Source organism: Streptomyces bluensis (assembly GCF_014650715.1).
Lineage (GTDB): Bacteria > Actinomycetota > Actinomycetes > Streptomycetales > Streptomycetaceae > Streptomyces > Streptomyces bluensis.
On the sequence record NZ_BMVM01000005.1, the window covers coordinates 333,525 to 353,481 of the forward strand.

The 19,957-nt window shown below is 71.2% G+C and carries 18 protein-coding genes; 8 read left to right on the top strand and 10 right to left on the bottom strand.

The features are described 5' to 3' along the window. Positions 1-27: 27 nt before the first annotated feature. Positions 28-1,098: a zinc-dependent alcohol dehydrogenase family protein gene (locus IE262_RS16455; protein WP_189874440.1), complete on the top strand. Its 1,071-nt coding sequence runs from the start codon at positions 28-30 to the stop codon at positions 1,096-1,098. A 75-nt stretch (positions 1,099-1,173) separates the two neighbouring features. Here the strand turns inward: IE262_RS16455 and IE262_RS16460 are convergent, their stop codons facing one another. Beyond that, positions 1,174-1,686: a pyridoxamine 5'-phosphate oxidase family protein gene (locus IE262_RS16460; protein ID WP_134037500.1), complete on the bottom strand. Its 513-nt coding sequence runs from the start codon at positions 1,684-1,686 to the stop codon at positions 1,174-1,176. Positions 1,687-1,798: 112 nt separating this feature from the next. After that, on the bottom strand, positions 1,799-2,602 hold the full coding sequence (locus IE262_RS16465; RefSeq protein WP_229877288.1) for a CBS domain-containing protein: 804 nt from the start codon (positions 2,600-2,602) through the stop codon (positions 1,799-1,801). A gap of 209 nt (positions 2,603-2,811) precedes the next feature. On the opposite strand from IE262_RS16465, the gene IE262_RS16470 reads away from it, so the two are divergent. Further along, positions 2,812-3,504: a response regulator gene (locus IE262_RS16470; RefSeq protein WP_189874442.1), complete on the top strand. Its 693-nt coding sequence runs from the start codon at positions 2,812-2,814 to the stop codon at positions 3,502-3,504. Between the two features lie 112 nt (positions 3,505-3,616). Next, positions 3,617-5,341 (top strand): sensor histidine kinase, encoded by a 1,725-nt coding sequence (locus IE262_RS16475; protein WP_134037506.1) that lies wholly within the window; start codon positions 3,617-3,619, stop codon positions 5,339-5,341. 106 nt (positions 5,342-5,447) lie between these two features. On the opposite strand, the gene rraA is transcribed toward IE262_RS16475, so the two are convergent. From rraA to IE262_RS16505, 6 genes are all read right to left on the bottom strand, one after another. Next, complete coding sequence (gene rraA / locus IE262_RS16480) at positions 5,448-5,948, bottom strand: ribonuclease E activity regulator RraA (protein ID WP_134037511.1); 501 nt, start codon at positions 5,946-5,948, stop codon at positions 5,448-5,450. A gap of 88 nt (positions 5,949-6,036) precedes the next feature. Then, positions 6,037-7,122, bottom strand: a complete 1,086-nt coding sequence (locus IE262_RS16485) for an isocitrate/isopropylmalate dehydrogenase family protein (protein ID WP_189874444.1) — start codon at positions 7,120-7,122, stop codon at positions 6,037-6,039. Between the two features lie 75 nt (positions 7,123-7,197). Then, positions 7,198-8,052: a sugar phosphate isomerase/epimerase family protein gene (locus tag IE262_RS16490; protein WP_229877289.1), complete on the bottom strand. Its 855-nt coding sequence runs from the start codon at positions 8,050-8,052 to the stop codon at positions 7,198-7,200. Continuing rightward, complete coding sequence (locus IE262_RS16495; RefSeq protein ID WP_189874446.1) at positions 8,049-8,759, bottom strand: aspartate/glutamate racemase family protein; 711 nt, start codon at positions 8,757-8,759, stop codon at positions 8,049-8,051. Before IE262_RS16495 ends, IE262_RS16490 begins: the two co-directional genes overlap by 4 nt. Before the next feature lie 228 nt (positions 8,760-8,987). Further along, complete coding sequence (locus tag IE262_RS16500) at positions 8,988-9,704, bottom strand: FadR/GntR family transcriptional regulator (RefSeq protein ID WP_189874448.1); 717 nt, start codon at positions 9,702-9,704, stop codon at positions 8,988-8,990. Between the two features lie 338 nt (positions 9,705-10,042). Continuing rightward, the gene (locus IE262_RS16505) at positions 10,043-11,113 is read right to left on the bottom strand and encodes a PP2C family protein-serine/threonine phosphatase (protein ID WP_308432760.1); all 1,071 of its coding nucleotides are present in this window, start codon (positions 11,111-11,113) and stop codon (positions 10,043-10,045) included. Between the two features lie 266 nt (positions 11,114-11,379). On the opposite strand from IE262_RS16505, the gene panD reads away from it, so the two are divergent. After that, on the top strand, positions 11,380-11,799 hold the full coding sequence (gene panD / locus IE262_RS16510; protein WP_134037526.1) for an aspartate 1-decarboxylase: 420 nt from the start codon (positions 11,380-11,382) through the stop codon (positions 11,797-11,799). 381 nt (positions 11,800-12,180) lie between these two features. Here the strand turns inward: panD and gnd are convergent, their stop codons facing one another. Then, positions 12,181-13,620, bottom strand: coding sequence for an NADP-dependent phosphogluconate dehydrogenase (gnd, locus tag IE262_RS16515; protein ID WP_189874452.1), 1,440 nt, complete (start codon positions 13,618-13,620; stop codon positions 12,181-12,183). A gap of 310 nt (positions 13,621-13,930) precedes the next feature. On the opposite strand from gnd, the gene IE262_RS16520 reads away from it, so the two are divergent. Further along, positions 13,931-15,142, top strand: coding sequence for a transglycosylase family protein (locus IE262_RS16520; RefSeq protein WP_189874454.1), 1,212 nt, complete (start codon positions 13,931-13,933; stop codon positions 15,140-15,142). Positions 15,143-15,209: 67 nt separating this feature from the next. Here IE262_RS16520 and IE262_RS16525 read toward each other — a convergent pair whose 3' ends face one another. Continuing rightward, positions 15,210-16,346 (bottom strand): DMT family transporter, encoded by a 1,137-nt coding sequence (locus IE262_RS16525; protein WP_189874456.1) that lies wholly within the window; start codon positions 16,344-16,346, stop codon positions 15,210-15,212. A gap of 244 nt (positions 16,347-16,590) precedes the next feature. On the opposite strand from IE262_RS16525, the gene IE262_RS16530 reads away from it, so the two are divergent. The 3 genes from IE262_RS16530 (at position 16,591) to glgC (ending at position 19,855) form a co-directional block, all read left to right on the top strand. Then, on the top strand, positions 16,591-17,319 hold the full coding sequence (locus IE262_RS16530; protein ID WP_229877290.1) for a (2Fe-2S)-binding protein: 729 nt from the start codon (positions 16,591-16,593) through the stop codon (positions 17,317-17,319). A 92-nt stretch (positions 17,320-17,411) separates the two neighbouring features. Beyond that, entirely contained in the window at positions 17,412-18,563 is a 1,152-nt protein-coding gene (gene glgA, locus IE262_RS16535) for a glycogen synthase (protein ID WP_189874458.1), read from the top strand. 71 nt (positions 18,564-18,634) lie between these two features. Continuing rightward, positions 18,635-19,855, top strand: a complete 1,221-nt coding sequence (gene glgC / locus IE262_RS16540) for a glucose-1-phosphate adenylyltransferase (protein ID WP_189874460.1) — start codon at positions 18,635-18,637, stop codon at positions 19,853-19,855. Positions 19,856-19,957 lie beyond the last annotated feature (102 nt).

Below are 19,957 nucleotides of genomic sequence, written 5' to 3' on the forward strand. Positions count from 1 at the left end.
CGCCGACCGAGGAAGGTGGGAAGGGTCATGAAGGGCTTCGTCTTCCACGGCCCGGGGCAGTCCGCCTGGCAGGACGTTCCGGATCCCGCCGTCAAGGAGGCCACCGACGCGATCGTGCGCGTCGACGTCGTCACCATCTGCGGAACGGACCTGCACATCCTCAAAGGCAACGTGCCCGAGGTCCGGCCCGGCACGGTGCTGGGGCACGAGGCGGTCGGCGAGGTCGTCGAAACGGGCCGCGACGTGCACACCGTGCAACCGGGGGACCGGGTCCTGGTCTCCTGCATCACCGCCTGCGGTCGCTGCCGCTTCTGCTGGGAGCGGACCTACGGCCAGTGCCGCGGTGGCGGGGGCTGGATCCTCGGCCACGTGATCGACGGGACACAGGCCGAGTACGTCCGCGTCCCGTATGCCGACCTGTCCGTTCACGCACTGTCCGGTGCGGTGGACAGCAAGGACGCCGTGCTGCTCGCGGACATCTTCCCCACCGGCTACGAGGTGGGCGTGCTCAACGGGCGGGTGCACCCCGGAGACACCGTCGCCGTCGTCGGGGCCGGTCCCATCGGGCTCGCGGCCATCGCCACGGGCCAGCTGTACGCCCCGGAACGCATCATCGCCGTGGATCTGGCCCCCGCCCGGCTGGACGCGGCCAAGGGGCTCGGCGCCGACGCCGTGGCCGATGCCCGCGAAGCCCCGGAGCAGCTGGTCGCGGACCTCACCGACGGGCTGGGCGCCGACGTGGTCATCGAGGCGGTCGGCGCGCCGGAGGCCTTCGAGCTGTGCACACGCATGGTGCGGCCCGGCGGGCACGTGGCCAACGTCGGCGTACACGGCAGGCCCGCGAGCCTGCACCTCGAAGACCTGTGGTCCAAGAACGTGACCATCACCACGGGCCTGGTCGACACCTACTCCACGCCCACCCTGCTGCGGATGGCGGCCGCCGGCCGGCTGCCCACCTCGTCGCTGGTCACCCACACCTTCCCGCTGGACCGGATGGAAGAGGCGTACGACGTCTTCGCCCGCGCCGCCGACACCGGCGCCCTCAAGGTGGTGCTCGGCGAGCCGCAGCACGACGTCGTCGCCGTCCGGGCGGCCTGACCGTAACAAGTCCTGATAAGTCCTGACCGTAATGAGCCTGACCGTAACGAGGGGGGAGTTCCGGGCCGCCGTCCGCTACCGGGAGGCGCCACCGGGAAGCGCCGACGGCTGATCGGTCACGGCGAGCCGGATGCCGGTGACGAGGTCGGGGCGGATACGGACGGCGTAGTCCATGGTCTGCTTCACCCAGGGGTGGAGCAGGTCCTGGTAGCGGGCCAGCTCCTGAGGGTCGGTCACCAGGTGGGCGTAGCCGGTGACGACGACGCTCCAGCCGAGGTGGGTGTCCGGGTCGATGGCGTCGGCCTCGTACGCCACGACCACGCCCGGGCCGTCGGTCTGCCGCGCGTACGAGGTCAGGGCGGCGCCCTCGTGGGTGCGGATGACGATGTCGCCGTCGTCCAGGACGTGGTTGACCGGGCGGATGGTCGGCAGCGCGTGCAGGGTGAAGACGATCCTGCCCAGGGACACGCTGCCCAGCAGCCGTAGGGCCTCGTCGCTGTCGAGTTCGATGCTCTGGCGCGGCCCGGCGGCGAAGGGCGGGGCGTTGTCGATGGTCATGGCGGGCTTCCGCGGGGGTTCGTCGCTCATGGTTTCGTGTCACCGGCCGGAACACCGGAGCCGAACGGCCCGGCGCCGTGCACCTCAGGCCATTGGAACGGCACCGGAGCTCCTCGCACCAGGGCCGTTCGGCCCTGGCCCGTCACCGCTCGGGCAGCCAGTAGTGGCCGATCCGGTGCGAGGGGTGCTTCTCGGGCGGGTGGATGTCGTCGACGCGGTAGGTCAGGCTGTTGACCACACCGACGACACCCTCGACCCGCCACGCCGACCGGACCACGACAGGGATGTCGCTACGGCGCTCCAGGCGCCCTTCCAAGGTGACCACGCCGTCCCGGACGCGGACGACGACCGGCCGCGGCGGCAGATTCGGGGGCCCGGCCATGAGGCCCGCCCCGGCCAGGACGTCCTCGGTCACCTGCCGCCGGATCTCCTCGTCCGTGCGGAGGAAGACGCGCAGCAGGTCACGGCGGGTGGCGATGCCGATGAGGCGGTCCTCCTCGTCCACGACGGGAAGGAGTTCGATGCCATGACGCTCCATCATCCGTGCGGCGTCCGGGACGAGCTGCTCCGGATGCACGGTGATCGCGGGCGCCGACATCAGTTCCGCCGCGGTGGTGGCGCCTGCCCGTTCGGCGGTGGCCTGCCCCGACCGCCGCAGGCGCGGCAGCCGGAGCCGGCCGCCCCTGCCCGTGTTGCCCCTGCCCGTGTTGCCCCGGCCGGTGGTGCCCCGGCCGGTGTTGCCCCGGCCCGTGTCGGCGCGGGCCACCTGTCCGTGCACGAGGTCGGTCCCGGAGATCACCCCCACCACCCTGTCGTCGTGATCGACGACCGGCAGCCCGCTGATCCGGTGACGGTCCAGCAGCCGCACCACGTCCTTGAACGGTGTCCCGCACTGCGCCTGGACGACCTCGCTGGTCATCACTTCGCCGATGGTGTGGGTCTTCACGGCGCTTCCTCCTTCACGGGTGCGGACACTTCCGCCCCGAGCACTTCCAGCCTCCCGCCCGACCACCCGAGGCACATGGGCCGGTCCGGGCAAGGAGGGGCCGAACGGCCCTGGCCGTTCGACCCCCGGGCGACAAGGATCGAGGAAGATCGAGAAGGTTCGAGCAGCTGCACACGGCGCACGACACAGCGCACGACAAGGAGCATCCGATGGCGGACGGCGAGCGGCACGGCGGCGACCACCCGATCCGGGTCTTCCTGCTGGACGACCACGAGGTGGTACGGCGCGGGGTGCACGATCTGCTGAACGACGAGCCGGACATCACCGTGGTCGGCGAGGCAGCCACCGTCGAGCAGGCCCTGGTGCGTGTTCCCGCGCTGCGTCCCGACGTGGCGGTGCTCGACGTGCGCCTGCCCGACGGCGACGGAGTCACCGTGTGCCGCGAGCTGCGCTCCCGCATGCCCGACCTGGCCTGTCTGATGCTGACCTCGTTCGACGACGAAGAAGCCCTGCTGGACTCCATCATGGCGGGGGCGTCCGGGTACGTCCTGAAGCAGATCCGGGGCTCGGACCTGGTGTCCGCCGTCCGCACCGTGGCCGCCGGCCAGTCCCTGCTCGACCCCAGCGCCACCACCAGGCTGATGGCACGGTTGCGCGGCGAACAGACCAGGGAACCGGAGCCCGACGGCCTGCCCGGTCTGACGGCGCGGGAGCGGGAGATCCTCGCCCTGATCGGTGAGGGGCTGACCAACCGCCAGATCGGCCGACGCCTCTACCTCGCCGAGAAGACCGTCAAGAACCACATCTCCCGGCTGCTGGCCAAACTCGGCGTGGAGCGGCGCATCCAGGCAGCCGTCATCGCCACCCAGGCCCAGGACCGGCTGCGGCGCGAACGCCACTGAAGCCCCGCCTCGGGGATGATGCGCCGCGCCGCCACCGCGCTGGGCGGTTACCGTGGCACATGACCGCGACGGCCGGTCGTCGTCGGTGTCCGAAGGTCCTGGAGGATCACCGGTGGGAGGCTCCGAGGAGTCCCGCGAGGCCCGCGTACGGCTGCCCCAGCTGAAGCTGGACGAGCTGCTGGAGGAACTGCAGGCCCGTCTCGACGCGGCCCGCGGCACCCGCGACCGGGTGCACAGCCTGCTGGAGGCGGTCCTCTCGGTCGGCCGGGAGCTGGACCTGGAACAGGCGCTGCACAGCATTGTGGAGGCCGCCGCCGTGCTGGTGGACGCCGAGTACGCCGCCCTGGGCGTGATCGGACCGGACGGCAAGCGGCTGTCGGCCTTCCACACGGTCGGTGTCGACGAGGAACAGATCGCCAGGATCGGCCACTACCCGGAGGGCCACGGCATCCTGGGAGAACTGATCCGGCATCCGGAGCCGCTGCGGCTCGTGAAACTCTCCGAGCACCCCTCCTCGTACGGCTTCCCGCCCCACCACCCGCCGATGGACACCTTCCTCGGTGTGCCCATCCGCGTGCGTGACCAGGTCTTCGGCAACCTGTACCTCACCGAGAAACGCGGCGGGGCGCGGTTCGACGAGGAGGACGAGTCGGTGCTGTCGACCCTGGCCGTGGCGGCCGGTGTGGCGATCGACAACGCCCGGCTGTACGAGGAGTCCCGGCTGCGCGAGCGCTGGCTGCGGGCGAGCGCGGAGATCACCCACCGGCTGATGTCCGGCAGCGGCAGCGGCGAGGTGCTGCGGCTGGTCGCCGAGCGTGCCAGGGAGATCACCGCCGCCGAACTCGCCGTGGTCGTGGTGCCGATGGAGAACACCGACGCGCTCACGGTGGAACTGGCCATCGGGGAGGGGGCCACGGCACATCGGGGGCTCGTCCTGCCCGCGGACGACGGCCTGCTGGGCCGGGCCTTCGCCGGGGCCGCCCCCGTCATGAGCTCCGACATCGCCCGGGACGAACGCGCCTCGTCCGGGGCACAGCGCTTCACCGGCCTCGGCCCGGCCGTGGCCGTCCCCATCGGCACGGGCGGCGGCGTACGAGGGATCGTCCTTCTCGTCCGCGAGGCGGGCCAGACGGAGTTCACCGAGAAGGAGACCGAGCCGCTGCAGGGGTTCGCCGCGCAGGCCGCGGTGGCGATGGAGCTGGCGGAACACCGCAAGGACGCCGAGCGGATCGCCGTACTCCAGGACCGTGACCGGATCGCCCGGGACCTCCACGACCTGGCGATCCAACGGCTGTTCGCGGCCGGTATGACGCTGCAGAGCGCGGGCCGCTTCATCGAGCACTCGGAGGCGTCGGAGCGCGTCGCGCGAGCGGTGGACGACCTGGACGAGACCATCAAGATCATCAGGTCGACGATCTTCGGGCTGCGTGCGCGTGAGGGCGCCGCCGGACCGGGTCTTCGGGCGCGCGTGGTGCGTGTGGCCGGTGAGGCCGCGCCGGTACTGGGTTTCGCGCCCAGCCTCCGGATGGAGGGCCTGCTGGACACCCAGGTCACGAAGGAGACCGCCGACCATGTGGTCGCGGTGCTCTCCGAGGCTCTGACCAACGTCGCCCGCCACGCCCACGCCGACCGGGCCGAGGTCGTGCTGGAGACCGATGGCCGGGAGCTGCGTCTGACGGTCTCCGACAACGGTGTGGGCATCCCGCCCGGCGGCCGGCGCAGCGGCCTGCACAACATGGCCGAGCGGGCCGCGCAGCTGGGGGGCCGGCTGGAGCTGACCAGCCCTGCCGGTGGGGGCGGCAGGGTGGTGTGGCGGGTGCCGGTGGGGGAGCGGTAGGTCTGCGCTGCGGGTGTGTCCTGTACAAGGGCGTACTGAGTGAACAGGGGAGTTGCTGATCAGAGTGACCGGTGACCAGAGCGACCGGTGATCAGGGTCGCCGTGGTCAGGGGAGCTCGGTGTGCGGCGGGAGGAGCGCGATGCCGTCGTCGTCGGCGTGGAGGAGGTCACCGGGGCTGAAGGTGATGCCGCCGAAGGTGACCGGGACATCGATGGCGCCGGTGGCGTTCTTGGCGCTCTTGCGGGGGATGGTGCCGAGGGCCTTGATGCCGAGCCGGAGCCCGGCGAGGGCGGCGCTGTCGCGCACGGCCCCGTGCAGGACGAGGCCGGCCCAGCCGTTGTCCTGTGCGGCCGTGGCGATGAGGTCGCCGACCAGGGCGGTGCGCAGGGAGCCCTGTCCGTCCACCACGAGGACGCTGCCGTTTCCGGGCGTGCGCAGCAGGTCGCGGAGCAGACCGTTGTCCTCGTGGCAGGAGACGGTGCGCACCGGCCCGGCGAAGCCGCGGTGTGCGCCGAACTGGCGGAACTGCAGGTCGCAGACGCGCAGATCGGTGCCGTGAAGGTCGACGAGGTCGGCGGTGGGGACGGGGCTGACTGATGCGGTCACGTGAGGTGCCTTTCGCTGAAGGGGTGAGCGAAGCCCAGGGCTCGGGGAGGGCCCGCCCCGGACCCGGTAAGTCAGTTCCGGCGGTGGGTCATTTCTGATCGGCGGCGGTGATGGCCTTGACGACGGCGGCGGTGAACTCGGTGGTGGAGGCGTTGCCTCCGAGGTCGCGGGTGGCGGTGCCACCGGCGATGGCGTCGGCCACACCCGCCTCGATGATCTTCGCGGCGGCGGCCGGCGCCTCGTCGCCGTGTTGGGCACCGAGCCACTCGAACAGCATCGCGCCGGAGAGGATCATGGCGACCGGGTTGGCGGTGTTCTGCCCGGCGATGTCGGGGGCGGAACCGTGGGACGCCTGGGCCATCGCGGTGGTCGCGGAGGCGTTGATGGACGGCGCGGTGCCCAGCGAGCCGGAGATCTCGCCCGCGAGGTCGGAGAGGATGTCGCCGAACATGTTCTCGGTGACGATGACGTCGAAGTCCTGGGCGCGGCGCACCAGGTGCACGGTCATGGCGTCGATGTGGAAGTCGTCCACCATGACGTCGGGATAGTCCTGGGCGACTTCCTGGCACACGGTGCGGAACATGCCGGTGGTGAGCTTGAGGACGTTGGCCTTGTGGACGATGGTGAGCTTCTTGCGGCGTGAGCGAGCCAGGTCGAAGGCGACGCGCGCCACACGGTCGGTGGCCTCGCGGGTGATGATGCCCATCATGATCGCCGTATCGGGGGTGGGCATGAACTCGCCCGTGCCGGCGAAGGTGTTGCGGTCGGCGTAGAAGCCTTCGGTGTTCTCCCGGACGATGACCAGGTCGGCGCTGTCGCAGACGGCCTTCGCACCGGGGAAGCTCTTGGCGGGGCGGATGTTGGCGAACAGCTGGAAGTGCTTGCGCAGGGTGCCCGAGGGGTTGAGGGCGGACCTGTGCGGTTCGGGGTAGCTGACGGAGTCGTGCGGGCCGAGGTACCAGCCGTCCAGGCCGGCCAGGGCCTGCTTGGTCTCGTCGGGAACCGGAGTGCCGTGCGACTCGATCGCGGCGGCGCCCAGAGGCAGGGGCACCCAGTCGACGGAGACACCGGCGGCCCGGGCGGCGACGGCGGCGATCTCGACGGCGGAGGGGACGATCTCGGGGCCGATACCGTCGCCCTCCAGGACGCCGAGGCGGTAGGTGGTGGTGCTCATGGTGCGGGTTCCTCTCTGAAGCACGATCGGTTCTGGAGACCGACTGGGGACCAACCGGTCCCGTGTGGGGGCGGGTCAGGGCGACAGCGGTTGCTGTGCCACGGTGGCGGCGGCATCGGCCAGGGCGGCCCAGGACCGGGCGGCGGCCTTGGGACTGTCGCCGTCCTGGGTGTGTTCGAGCGTCAGCCACCCGGTGAAGCCGCCCCTGCGCAGGGCTCGCAGCAGAGCGGGCAGTCGGTGGTCGCCGACGGTGAGCGGGCCCCGGGTGCCGGGTGCCGCGAGCTGGAGACAGCTGGTCAGGAGAGTGTGGTCCGTGGCGGCCTCGACGGAATCGATGCCTTCGGCTTCGAGGTGATGGGTGTCCAGCACCAGTCCGGCCGGTACACCGAGCGCGGTCATGACGGCGAGGGCTTGCTCGGGCGTGTGCCACAGGGACGTGTTGCCGCGTGACTGCGGCTCGATCAGCAGGCGGCTGCCGACGGAGGCCGCTTCTTCCGCCAGCTGCCGCACAGCGCGTTCGGCCCAGGCCCGCTGGACATCCTCCAGCCCCGGCAGGAAGGTGCCGCGGGTCTGGCCGAGGGTGAGCGGAACACCGAGGGCCCCGGCGAGGCGGGCCGCGCCCCGCAGCCGGTCGAATGCGTGACGCCGTACGTCCGGTGAGGGGTCCGTCAGCGTCAGATGGTCCTGCGCGGCGACGGGACCGGTACCGACACCGAGGATCTCCGTCCCGCTGCTCTCGGCGGTCCGCAGCAGGGCGTCCGCGTCCCGCGCGGTGGTGTCACGGACCTGGACTTCGACACCGTCGTAGCCGAGTTCGGCCAGCTGCCGGACAGCTTCGGCGAAGGGTGCGTCGAAGCCGAGCGGCATGGGCGTGCGGCAGTCGTCGCTGGAGACGGTGTAGGCCAGCGGCCAGGGCCGCGGCGCGGTCACGGCGCGGCCGCCGATACGGGAGCCGTCTGCCCCGCACCGGGGAGGAGCAGCCCGCGCAGCTCACGGGCGGCAGCGCCGGCACCGTCAAACACCGGGACGTCCAGCAGTTCGGCCAGCGCCTCGCGCGCCGGGGCCAGGGAGTACTGAGCCAGCAGCACCGCGTCGGCGTCGGCGGCGCCGCCGGATGTCAGGGCATCGGCCAGGTGACGGGCGGTCACTTCCGGTGTGCCCCCGCCGGCCGCGGCTTCGCTCAGTGCGGTCACGATGTCGACCGGCCGGTCGGGCCTGACCGTCGGGACGAGCGCTTCGAGCTGGGCCTGGGCCGCCGGAGCGGCGGGCGGAGTGGAGGCGACGACGGCGATGCGCTCGAACGGCCCGGCCAGGGCGGCCTTGAACAGCGCCTCGTCGGACTTCAGGACGGGCACGTCCCACAAGCTGCGGGCCGTGTCCACCACTTCCCCGTAGGAAGAGCAGGTCAGCAGCAGGCCGTCGGCACCGCCCTCCATCACGTGACCGATCAGGCGAAGCATGCGCCGGCGCAGCACGTCCGTGAGACCGCCGGCGTCGCGGGCGTCGTCCAGAAGACGGTCGTCCAGCACGTTCCACACCGTGGCCTGTGGGAACTCTCGCGCGAACGCCTCCTGGGCGACGCGGGCTCCGGTCGGCACGGCATGGATCATGGCGACCAGGGGGTGGGCTTCGATCACCGGTCTCTTTCCTCTTCCGATAGGCGGGGACCGGGAGGGGGTCCCTGCCCCGGGCCGACTCCGGCCGACGCGGGAACGCCGATGACGCCAAGGACGCCCGAGGCCGCCAAGGGCGCCCAACGCCAAGAACGTCCAGATCGCCAAAGACGCGGAGCAAGCACGGGAGGGGTTGCAGCAACCTTTCGGTGCGTTGCCGCGCCGCCACTGTAGAAGCACCACATCAACCGGTCAACCGGTTGACCTCACCTCCAACGCCTCCATCAGTCGCCGGGACGCACCGTCCATGTGCCGGGCCATCGCCGCGCGGGCGGCCTCCGCGTCACCCTGCGCGACCGCTTCGAAGATGGGCACGTGGTCGTCGTAGGCCACCTCGCGGGGCCGGACCGCGCCTGTGCGCTGTACCCAGCCGCGCTGGATCGTCGCCCGCATGCCCTTGAGGATGTCCCGCAGGACCGTGTTGCCGGCCAGCTCTCCCAGTGCCGCGTGGAAGGCCGTGTCCGCCTCGGGAAAGTCCTCCTCCGGGCACTCCCGCATGGCGGCCAGTCGGGCGCGCAGCAGTTCGACGCCTGCCTCGTCGCGGGCCTGTGCGGCCAGTCCGGCGATGGTGACCTCAAGTTCCGCGCGGGCCTGCACCATGTCCTGGGCGACCTGGCCGCCGAACACCAGGCCCAGCTCGAACAGGCGGTAGAGCACGTCGGAGTCGGCGCCGCGGAAGTACGTCCCGCTGGACTGGCGGATCTCCAGCAGGCCGAGGAAGCCCAGCGACTTGATCGCCTCGCGCACGGTGGGACGGTTCACTCCGAGCATCTCGGTCAACTGCCGCTCGGAGGGGATGCGGTCGCCGGGCCGCACCTCGCCGGACATCAGATAGTCGATCAGGCGGCGGGAGACCTCGGAGGCCAGCGGCTCCCGTGGCTCGACCGTGATCTTGGCCAGTTCGGCCATCGCATTCCTCACTTCGGTATGGACGTGTTGGCTGGATTCTAGTTACTCACCGGACATCCGGTAGACCGGTTGGCCGACGTCGGTGGCGAGCCTCCTTGGTCTCGTGTAACGGTGCTCGGCGTTCCTGCCCATCTACCGGCGCCTGGGCGCGAATCCCCTCATCGTCGCCACGATCGCCGCGATGTTGCTGGGCACGGCGCCCCAGCGGCGGCAACCTGGTCCGCGTCGAGCCGCCAGGTCGATGACAGTGCCGCGTTGTTGGTGGAGATGCCGGCAAAGAGCCGCCACCGGCCCGGGGTGCCGACAGCTCTGTCCGAAGGGGTGCTGGCTTACACGGCCTAAGGAGTCCCGGGCCGCATGGCGTCGGGGGCTGCGGGGGCCCGCTCGATCAGGATCATCGCCGCGTCGTCGGCCAGATGCCCGTCGGCGTGCCGGATCAGCGCCAGGCGCAGCCGGTCCAGGTACTCCGCCGGGGTGGCCGCATCCAGCGTCTCCAGGGTCTCCAGCAGCGGGAAGAACTCATGGGTGCGATTGCGCGCCTCCAGCACGCCGTCGGTGTGCAGCAGCAGCCGCTCGCCCGTCGCGAACGGAAAGGTCTCCGTGGAGACGGGCGGGCCGGTGAGGAACTCCTCCAGGCCGAGCGGGGGCAGCGGGCGGGAGGGGGAGAGGGGCCGTACGGCGCCGTGGTGGACGACCAACGGCGGTGGATGGCCGCGGTTGATCAGCTGGATCGTCGCGTCGTCCGGCACCTGCGCCAGCAACACGGTGACGAACTGCTCGTCCGGATCCTCCCAGTTCCGCGGGTCGGTCCGGCTCATCAGCGCGTACTCCCGCTGCAGTGCGGCCGCACAGCGGTGCATGACCTCCGCCAGGTCGGGCTCGTAGTGCACGGCTTCGCGGAAGGCGCCCAGCACCGCGGCGGCAGACCGCACGGCCGCGAGCCCCTTGCCCCTGACGTCCCCGACGATCAGGCGCACCCCGAACCGGGTGGTCATGGCTTCGTAAAGGTCGCCGCCGATCTGTGCCCCCCGCTCCGCCGCCAGGTAGGAACTGGCGGCCATGACAGTGCCCATACGGGCGGGCAGCGGCCGTAGCACCACGTTCTGGGACACCTCGGCGATGCGCCGCACCTGCGTCAGCTCACGCGTCCTGCGGACCCGCACGGCACTGCTCACCATGCTCGCCATCGTCACCACCAGCAGCGCGGCCAGGTTGGTGTAGACCTGCTCGGTGCCCCAGGCGTGGTTCTTGGTCGCGGTGGCCGAGCTCACCAGGAAGGCGAGCGCGGCTACGGTGGCCGTGCCGCGTGGCCCCATGGTCACCGCGGCCAGCGCCGGCGCCGGGGACAGCAGAGCGCCCGTATATACCGCGTGCGCAGGTGAGAACTCGATCGTGACCACAGCCGCCATGACCACGAAGGGCAGGCACCGCGCGACGGTGAAGAAGCTGCGGCTGGGGCCGCCAGCTCCTCGGTCCGCTGAAGAGCGGAGAAATCCCATAATTCGCTACTTTAATCTGATTGGAGCAAAATGCCGGTAATTTTGATGTTCGTGGAGGGTGAATGCTGCGATGAGCGAGGTGGTCGCCTGCCTGGAAAAGCGACTCGTGTAGGGTGTGGAAACAGCCCTTGACCTGCAAGAACGCAGGCAGGGAGCCTACTCGTGGGAGTGCATCGATGTTGCGTACCATGTTCAAGTCCAAGATCCACCGAGCCACTGTCACCCAGGCCGACCTGCACTACGTGGGATCCGTGACGATCGACGCCGATCTCCTCGACGCGGCCGATCTCCTCCCGGGAGAGCTCGTGCACATCGTCGACATCACCAACGGCGCCCGCCTGGAGACGTATGTCATCGAGGGCGAGCGCGGCTCGGGAGTCATCGGTATCAACGGGGCCGCGGCCCACCTCGTCCACCCCGGAGACCTGGTGATCATCATCAGCTACGCCCAGGTCTCCGACGCCGAGGCGCGGACCCTGAAGCCCCGGGTCGTGCACGTGGACCGTGACAATCGCATCGTGGCGCTGGGCACGGACCCGTCCGCACCGGTTCCGGGCTCGGACCAGGAGCGCAGCCCCCAGGCCGCCACGGTCTGAACCGAGCGGAGGTGACTGTCCGTCCACCAGCCGGGTACTCGTGGGGCAAGTCCAGAGCCGACGCATCGCATGGCTGGAGGACGCCATGACGCACCCGCACCCCGACCCGGCGAGGCCTGGGCCGACTCCCGGACCGGGGCCCGACCACCCAGAGCCGTTCCCTGAGCCGGGCCCCAAGCCCGGCCCTCCCGACCCGCACCCGGAACCGCGCCCCTCCCCGGAGCCTTCCCCGTCTCCCATCCCGAAGCCCCCGGGCCCGGAGCCGGTACCGGAGCCCGAACCGGGTCCACCGCTTTCCTGAACCGTTTGGCTGAGCAGCCCGATGGCCCGGCGGGGCCAACACCCCGCCGGCCATCTCAAGCCCTACGGCGACTCCGGCGCCTACGCCTCGACCTCCGACCGGTCCCCGCCCCACAACGTGTGGAACGAGCCCGCCCGGTCCGTCCTGCGGTACGTGTGCGCCCCGAAGAAGTCCCGCTGCCCCTGGGTCAGTGCGGCGGGCAGCCGCTCCGCGCGCAGCGCGTCGTAGTACGCGAGTGCCGCCGCGAAGCCCGGCGTCGGCACACCCTGCCGGGTCGCCGCGACGAGCACCTCGCGCCAGTCGTCCTGCGCGGCCGCGATCTCCTGCGCGAACGTCTCGTCCGACAGCAGACTCGGCAGATCCGGCCGGGCGTCGTACGCGGCACGGATACGGTCCAGGAAGGCCGCGCGGATGATGCAGCCGCCGCGCCAGATGGAGGCGACCTTGCCGAGGTCGATGTTCCAGTCGTACTCCTCGGTGGCCGCGGTGATCTCGTGGAAGCCCTGCGTGTACGACACGATCTTCGACGCGTACAGCGCCTGCTCCACCCGGTCCGCGAAGGCGCCCGCCTCGGACGCGCTCAGCGCCGTGGGCTTCGGACCGACGAGTCCGGATGAGGCCTCGCGCAGCGCGGTGTGCCCCGAGAGCGAGCGCGCGAACACCGCCTCCGCGATCCCGGACACCGGCACGCCGAGGTCCAGCGCGATCTGCACGGTCCAGCGGCCCGTGCCCTTCTGCTCGGCCTGGTCCTGGACGACGTCCACGAACGGCTTGCCCGTCGCCGCGTCCACATGGGCCAGCACCTCGGCCGTGATCTCGATCAGGTACGAGTCGAGACGGCCGGTGTTCCACGTGCGGAAGATCTCGGCGATCTGCGCGGGGGTGTAGCCCGCCACGTCGCGCAGCAGCTGGTACGCCTCGCCGATCAGCTGCATGTCCGCGTACTCGATGCCGTTGTGCACCATCTTCACGAAGTGACCGGCGCCGTCCGGGCCCACGTGCGTCACACAGGGCGCCCCGTCCGCCGCCTTCGCGGAGATCTTCTCCAGCATGGGACCGAGCGAGTCGTACGACTCGGCCGGGCCGCCCGGCATGATGCTCGGCCCGTTCAGCGCGCCCTCCTCACCGCCGGAGATGCCCGCACCCACGAAGTGGATGCCCTGCTCGCGCAGTGCGGCCTCGCGGCGGCGGGTGTCGGCGAAGTGGGCGTTGCCCCCGTCGATGATCATGTCGCCGGGTTCCAGGAGCGGGGCGAACTCCTCGATCACCGCGTCCGTCGGGCCACCCGCCTTCACCATCACGACCAGGCGTCGCGGACGCTCCAGCGCCGCCACGAAGTCCTTGGCGGTCTCGGCCGCGATGAAGTCGCCCTCATGCCCGTGGTCCTTCACCAGCGCGTGCGTGCGCGACGCGGTGCGGTTGTGCACGGCGACCGTGTAACCGTTGCGCGCGAAGTTGCGGGCGAGGTTGCTCCCCATGACCGCGAGACCCGTGACGCCGATCTGGGCTGTTGTGCTCATACGGTTGGCTCCTAAAGGATCCTGGTATCGGTGGTGCTGGTAGGTCCTGATATCGGTCGTGCCGTTCGTGCCCGTCAGTATCGCCTCTCGGGCCGTCCCTTGTGCCATCCTGACGTGCTGTGGCGCCGATCCCACCGCGCGGCCTGACGCGCATGATTACGCAGACAAGGCCCCACCTTCCTCAACGGCCCGCCGAACCCATGTCACTTACCCGCCAGTTGGCGCGACAGAGCGGCTGATTGCCGTCTTGTCGTGGCCTGTTCCCCGCCCTTACTTTTGCGGCCTCTGGCATATGTGAGGGGGCATCTCGATGGCCGTACGCGGTCGGCACCGCCGGTACCAGCCGAACAGGATCAACCGGGCCTCACTCACCGTCACAGCGAGTGGCGCAGGCATGGCGATCCCCCTCATCGGCGCCGGCGTCGCGGACGCCGCCGACGTGACCACCTGGAACAAGGTCGCGGCCTGCGAGTCCACCAACAACTGGAGCGTCAACACCGGCAACGGCTACTACGGTGGGCTGCAGTTCAGCCAGTCGACCTGGGAGGCGTACGGCGGCACGGCCTACGCGGCCCGCGCCGACCTGGCCACCAAGGACCAGCAGATCGCCATCGCCGAGAAGGTCCTGGGGGGCCAGGGACCCGGAGCCTGGCCGGTGTGCTCGGCGCGCGCGGGCCTCACCCGGGGCGGCGACACGCCGGACATCAAACCCGCGAGCGCGTCGACCTCGACCGCGGGACAGCACAAGCGCACGATCCGCGACGTCACCCCGCAGACCACGCCCCAGTCCCGGGCGGGCAGCACGGAGATGTACACCGTCGTACGCGGCGACACGCTTTCCGAGATCGCCGACGCCCGCGAGGTCCGCGGCGGCTGGCAGAAGCTGTACGCGGGCAACCGCAAGACCATCGGAGGCGACCCCGACCTGATCGTTCCGGGTCAGCGGCTGAACCTGCGTGCCGACGCGCCCGGCGGGAACTCCGCGCCGCAGAGGGCGTCTTCCGGCCACGGCAAGACCACCGAGGACAAGAGACCGGAGAAGACCGAGAGCAAGAGGGCGCAGAAGACCGAGAACAAGAAGCCGGAGAAGCGCGAGAAGGCCGAGAAGAAGGCGTCCGTCTCCTTCGTCGCCCCCGTGGACGCCTCCTCGGGCACCCCCTACCGCGCCGCGGGCTCCTCCTGGTCGAAGGGCTACCACACGGGCCTCGACTTCCCCGTGCCCACCGGCACCACCGTGAAGTCGGTGGCCGCGGGTGAGGTCGTCAGCTCCGGCTGGGGCGGCTCGTTCGGCTACCAGGTGGTGATCCGGCACACCGACGGCCGCTACACCCAGTACGCCCATCTGTCGGCGATCTCCGTGAAGTCCGGACAGAACGTGAGCGCGGGTCAGCGGATCGGCCGCTCCGGGTCCACCGGCAACAGCACGGGCCCGCACCTGCACTTCGAGGTGCGGACGGGACCCACGTTCGGCAGCGACGTCGATCCGGTCGCCTATCTGAGGGCCGGAGGGGTCCGCATCTGACCGTCTGCCCTCGGCCGACGGACAGCAGGTCGACGGACAGCCGGGCGACGGACAGCCGGGCGACGGCTCAGGACGTGACCCGGCTGCGTGGCCGCCGGTCGAGGACCGGTACCGGCACGCACGGGACGCCGTAGAAGGGGCCGTACGAGTGCGGTGGCTCGTCGGACCGGCCCCGTCCGTCGCCGGCCTCCTCCTGCGGCACCTGCGCGGGGGCCGGTATCAGGACCTCCCGCACCTCGTCGTGCACCGGGGCGCCGGGCTGCTCGGGCAGCGCCATGGTCAGCAGTTCCCCGACGGAGTCCGGCCCGGCCGGAACACCGAGCCGCGCCACGTCGGTTCCGGCCGGCACAGCGGGGTCCGCCGGCTCGGGCAGGGTGTCCGCGAGCCGCTCCGTGGTCAGCAGGATCAGGCCACCCGCCGCGACGACACCGCAGCCCAGCGCCAGCACGGTGCCCGTCGTGCCGTAGCGGAAGCTCTCGCCGAACATCGTGATGCCGACCGCGGCCGCCACCACCGGGTTCACCACGGTCAGCGTGGCGAGCGGTGCCGCGAGGCCGGCGCCCCGGTAGGAGGCCTGCGACAGCAGCATGCCGGCCGTCGCGAGGACGCCTATCACCGCAAGTGTCGGCACATCGGTGAGGGAGACACCGCCGGTCCAGTCGACCGCGACCATCTTCGTGAACACCGACGACATGCCGAACGCGGCACCCGCCGCGACCGCGAGGAGGATGCCGCGGACCGCCGGGTGGCGGTGCGCCGCACGCGCCGCCACCATCAGCGTCACCACCGCGCCGCCCGTGGCCAGGGCCACCACCACGCGCTGAGTGCCGTCCAGGGACTGCGTATCCGACGCGCCGACCAGCGCCAGCAGACCCGCCAGACCGACCGTGGCCATGACCGCGCCCCGCCACGCCGTCGCCCCGGCCCTGCGGCCCACGAAGAGCGCGGCCATCGGCAGCGCGAACACGATGGTCAGCGCGCCCAGCGGCTGCACCAGGCTCAGCGGGCCGTAGGCCAGCGCGATCACGTGGAGCAGTGCACCGAGGCCGTTCAGCGCGACGGCCGCCCACCAACCCGCCCTGCGCAGCGGAGCGTAAGGCTCGCCGGGAGAGGACACCGCGACCCGCTCCTGCACGATCGCCCCGCCCGCGTAGGCCACGGCGGAGACGAAGGACAGCAGCACGGACAACGCGAGGGCGCTCATGAGCTGCTCCTCGGCGAGCGGCGGGGGCTCTCGGCCCGGCGCGGCGAACGGTCGGCTTCCATGGTTACAACGATGCCTCGCGAAGGCGTTCACGTCGTCGTCCCTGAGCACTCATTGCGTCCTACTGCCGATGGAGTAGGACGGCCCGTCCGTCATCCCCCAGACGGGTGGCCGCGTGCTCCGTCCTGACGAACAACACCCCTCCCGGCGAATCCCCTCAGGGGCCCTGGTACCACTGCTCCTCGTGGCTCTCGACACCGACCTCACCGCGCTCCGGGCCCTCGGCGGCTTCTTCGTGCTGCGCACCGGAGAACCGCCGTACGGCCCGCTGCCCACCCTCGCCCAGGCGTACACGGCACGGCACACCGAGGCAGAGGGGGACCCTCGCGCGGCCTTCGCGGACCCCGTGGGCTTCCGTGTCCGCAAGGTCGCGGACAGCGTTCGAGCGCCCGAGACACGCGTCGCGGTCTCCCTCGCGCACCAGGGACTCGTGGCCCGGCTGTGGGCGGTCGCCCTGGGATCCGCCGCCCTGTACGACCAGGTGCCCGACCTCGCTCCAGAACTCCTGCGCTGGGACCCGGACGGCGCCGCCCCGGACGAGCTGTGGCTGACCGAGGTGCGCGCCCTGCCGGCCGACGCGATCGGCGAGGTCGTCCGGGAGGGGCATCTCGCCCCGCTGGCGGCCGCCCTGCGCGAGCGGTTCCGCATGTCGGAGCGGCTGCTGTGGGGCAACGCGGGCTCCGCGCTCATGGGCGCCGTACGCCAGCTCGAACGCTGGGCGGCCGCGGGCGGGCGCCCGGAGGTACGGGACCGGGCCCGCGGGCTCGCCGCGGACCTCTTCGCACACCCCGGCCTGTCGGACACCCTCGACCCCGTCACCCTGCGGCGCCGCAGCTGCTGCCTCTACTACCGCGTGCCCGGCGGCGGACTGTGCGGCGACTGCTGCTTCGACCGCCCGCCGTCCCGCGACTGAACGCGGGACGCCCGAGGAGAAACGCGGTCTTCCCCAGCCGCCACATCTGGGTGACCATGTGGGAACCAACCGCTGCGACAGGGGGTTTTCGGGTGCGAGTCGGCCTGCTGACCCGGGAGTACCCGCCGGACGTGTACGGCGGGGCGGGGGTCCATGTCGAGTTCCTCGCCCGGGAGTTGAGGTCGCTCACCGACCTGGAGGTGCACTGCTGGGGCGAGGGCGCCGCGGGCGGAGTCGTCCGCCACCGCCCCTGGCCCGCGCTCGACGGCGCCAATGACGCGCTGCGGACCTTCTCCGTGGACCTGTCCGTCGCGGCCGCGCTCGAAGGCCGCGACCTGGTCCATTCGCACACGTGGTACGCGAACCTCGCCGGCCACCTCGGCAAGCTGCTGTACGGCATCCCGCATGTGATGACCGCCCACTCGCTGGAGCCGCTGCGCCCCTGGAAGGCCGAGCAACTCGGCGGCGGATACGCGCTGTCCAGCTGGGCCGAGCGCACCGCCATCGAGGCCGCCGACGCCGTGATCGCCGTGTCCGGCGCCATGCGCGAGGACATCCTCGCCAGCTACCCGACGCTGCGCCCGGACCGGGTCCGCGTCGTGCACAACGGCATCGACACCTCCCTCTACCAGCCCGACCACGGCCGCGACGTCCTTGACCGGATCGGCCTCGACACCGGCCGCCCCTACGTCCTGTTCGTCGGCCGGATCACCCGCCAGAAGGGCGTGCCCTCTCTCCTGCGCGCGGTACGCGACATCGATCCCGCCGCACAGGTGGTGCTGTGCGCGGGCGCCCCCGACACCCCGGAGATCGACCAGGAGTTCCGCGCCCTGTTCCAGGAGCTCAGCGCCGTGCGCGAGGGCGTGCACTGGATCCCGCGGATGCTGCCGCGCGCGGAGGTCGTCCAACTCCTCACGCATGCCTCGGTGTTCGTGTGCCCCTCGGTGTACGAGCCGCTGGGCATCGTCAACCTGGAGGCGATGGCGTGCGGGACGGCCGTCGTCGCCTCCCGCGTCGGGGGCATCCCCGAGGTCGTCGAGGACGGCGTGACGGGGCTGCTCGTGCCGACGGGGGAGGACTTCGAGGCACAGCTCACGCGCGCCCTGGACGTGTTGCTCGCCGACCCGGAGACCGCCGCGCGCCTGGGCGCGGCCGGACGGGAGCGTGCGGTACGGGAGTTCGGCTGGGACGCGGTGGCCCGGCGCACTGTCCACCTCTACGAGGAAGTCCTCAAACAGGCGTGACAGCGACAGGGTGACAGAGACAGGCAGAGTGCAGAGCACAGCGGCACAACCGGGCGTAGAGGGGCGGCGGCATGCGACGCGGTGGACCTTCGGTGCTGGGAATCGTACTCGCGGGCGGCGAGGGCAAACGGCTGATGCCTCTGACCGCCGACCGTGCGAAACCCGCGGTGACCTTCGGCGGCACCTACCGCCTCGTCGACTTCGTCCTGTCCAACCTCGTCAACGCGGACATCCTGCGGATCTGTGTGCTGACGCAGTACAAGTCGCACTCGCTGGACCGGCACATCACCACGACGTGGCGGATGTCGAGCCTGCTCGGCAACTACGTCACACCGGTCCCGGCGCAGCAGCGGCTCGGCCCGCGCTGGTACCTCGGCAGCGCGGACGCCATCCTGCAGTCCCTGAACCTGGTCCATGACGAACGGCCCGACTACGTCGCGGTGTTCGGCGCCGACCACGTCTACCGCATGGACCCGTGGCAGATGCTGCAGCAGCACATCGAGGGCGGTGCGGGCGTCACCGTCGCGGGGATACGGGTGCCGCGCGCCGAGTCGTCGTCGTTCGGTGTGATCACGCCCGGCTCCGACGGGCAGACCGTCGAACGCTTCCTGGAGAAGCCCGCCGACCCGCCGGGCCTGGCGGACGATCCCGAGCGCGTGTTCGCTTCCATGGGGAACTACATCTTCACCACCAAGGCCCTCGTGGAGTCCCTCCAGCGGGACGCCGAGGACCAGAACTCCGTGCACGACATGGGCGGTTCGATCCTGCCCCAGCTCACCGGCCGCGGCGAGGCCCAGCTGTACGACTTCAGCGCCAACCACGTGCCCGGCGAGACCAGCCGCGACCGGGGCTACTGGCGCGACGTCGGCACCCTCGACGCGTACTACGACGCCCACATGGACCTCATCGCCGAGCGCCCCGCCTTCAACCTCTACAACCGCAGCTGGCCCATCTACACCCACTCGGGCCAGCTGTCCCCGGCCCGCTTCAACGCGGGCGGCATGGCCGGCGAGTCGATCATCAGCGCAGGCTGCCTGATCCGCGGGCAGGTGACGCGGTCGGTGCTCTCACCCGGTGTGGTGGTCGACCCCGGCGCCGTCGTCCAGGGCTCGGTGCTGCACGACAACGTCCACATCGGGCGGGGCGCGGTCGTGCGCGGCGCGGTCCTCGACAAGGGCGTCCAGGTGCCGCCGGGCGCGACGATCGGCGTCAACCCCGAGCGGGACGCCGAGTTGTACACGGTCTCCAAGAGCGGCGTGATCGCGCTGGGCAAGGGACAGACGGTGTCGTAGTTCCTGGACGGGAAACGGAATCCGTGTTGTCATGCCAACTGCCGTACGTGACAACGTTGTACCGCTGAGAACTGAGCAGCGAGCCGCCACCCATCCTCACCT

Coding starts and splice junctions, on each gene's coding strand:
- IE262_RS16455 (WP_189874440.1), top strand. CDS start 28: ATGAAGGGCTTCGTCTTCCACGGCCCGGGGCAGTCCGCCTGGCAGGAC.
- IE262_RS16460 (WP_134037500.1), bottom strand. CDS start 1,686: ATGAGCGACGAACCCCCGCGGAAGCCCGCCATGACCATCGACAACGCC.
- IE262_RS16470 (WP_189874442.1), top strand. CDS start 2,812: ATGGCGGACGGCGAGCGGCACGGCGGCGACCACCCGATCCGGGTCTTC.
- IE262_RS16485 (WP_189874444.1), bottom strand. CDS start 7,122: ATGAGCACCACCACCTACCGCCTCGGCGTCCTGGAGGGCGACGGTATC.
- IE262_RS16500 (WP_189874448.1), bottom strand. CDS start 9,704: ATGGCCGAACTGGCCAAGATCACGGTCGAGCCACGGGAGCCGCTGGCC.
- IE262_RS16505 (WP_308432760.1), bottom strand. CDS start 11,113: ATGGCGGCTGTGGTCACGATCGAGTTCTCACCTGCGCACGCGGTATAT.
- panD (WP_134037526.1), top strand. CDS start 11,380: ATGTTGCGTACCATGTTCAAGTCCAAGATCCACCGAGCCACTGTCACC.
- gnd (WP_189874452.1), bottom strand. CDS start 13,620: ATGAGCACAACAGCCCAGATCGGCGTCACGGGTCTCGCGGTCATGGGG.
- IE262_RS16520 (WP_189874454.1), top strand. CDS start 13,931: ATGGCCGTACGCGGTCGGCACCGCCGGTACCAGCCGAACAGGATCAAC.
- IE262_RS16525 (WP_189874456.1), bottom strand. CDS start 16,346: ATGAGCGCCCTCGCGTTGTCCGTGCTGCTGTCCTTCGTCTCCGCCGTG.
- glgC (WP_189874460.1), top strand. CDS start 18,635: ATGCGACGCGGTGGACCTTCGGTGCTGGGAATCGTACTCGCGGGCGGC.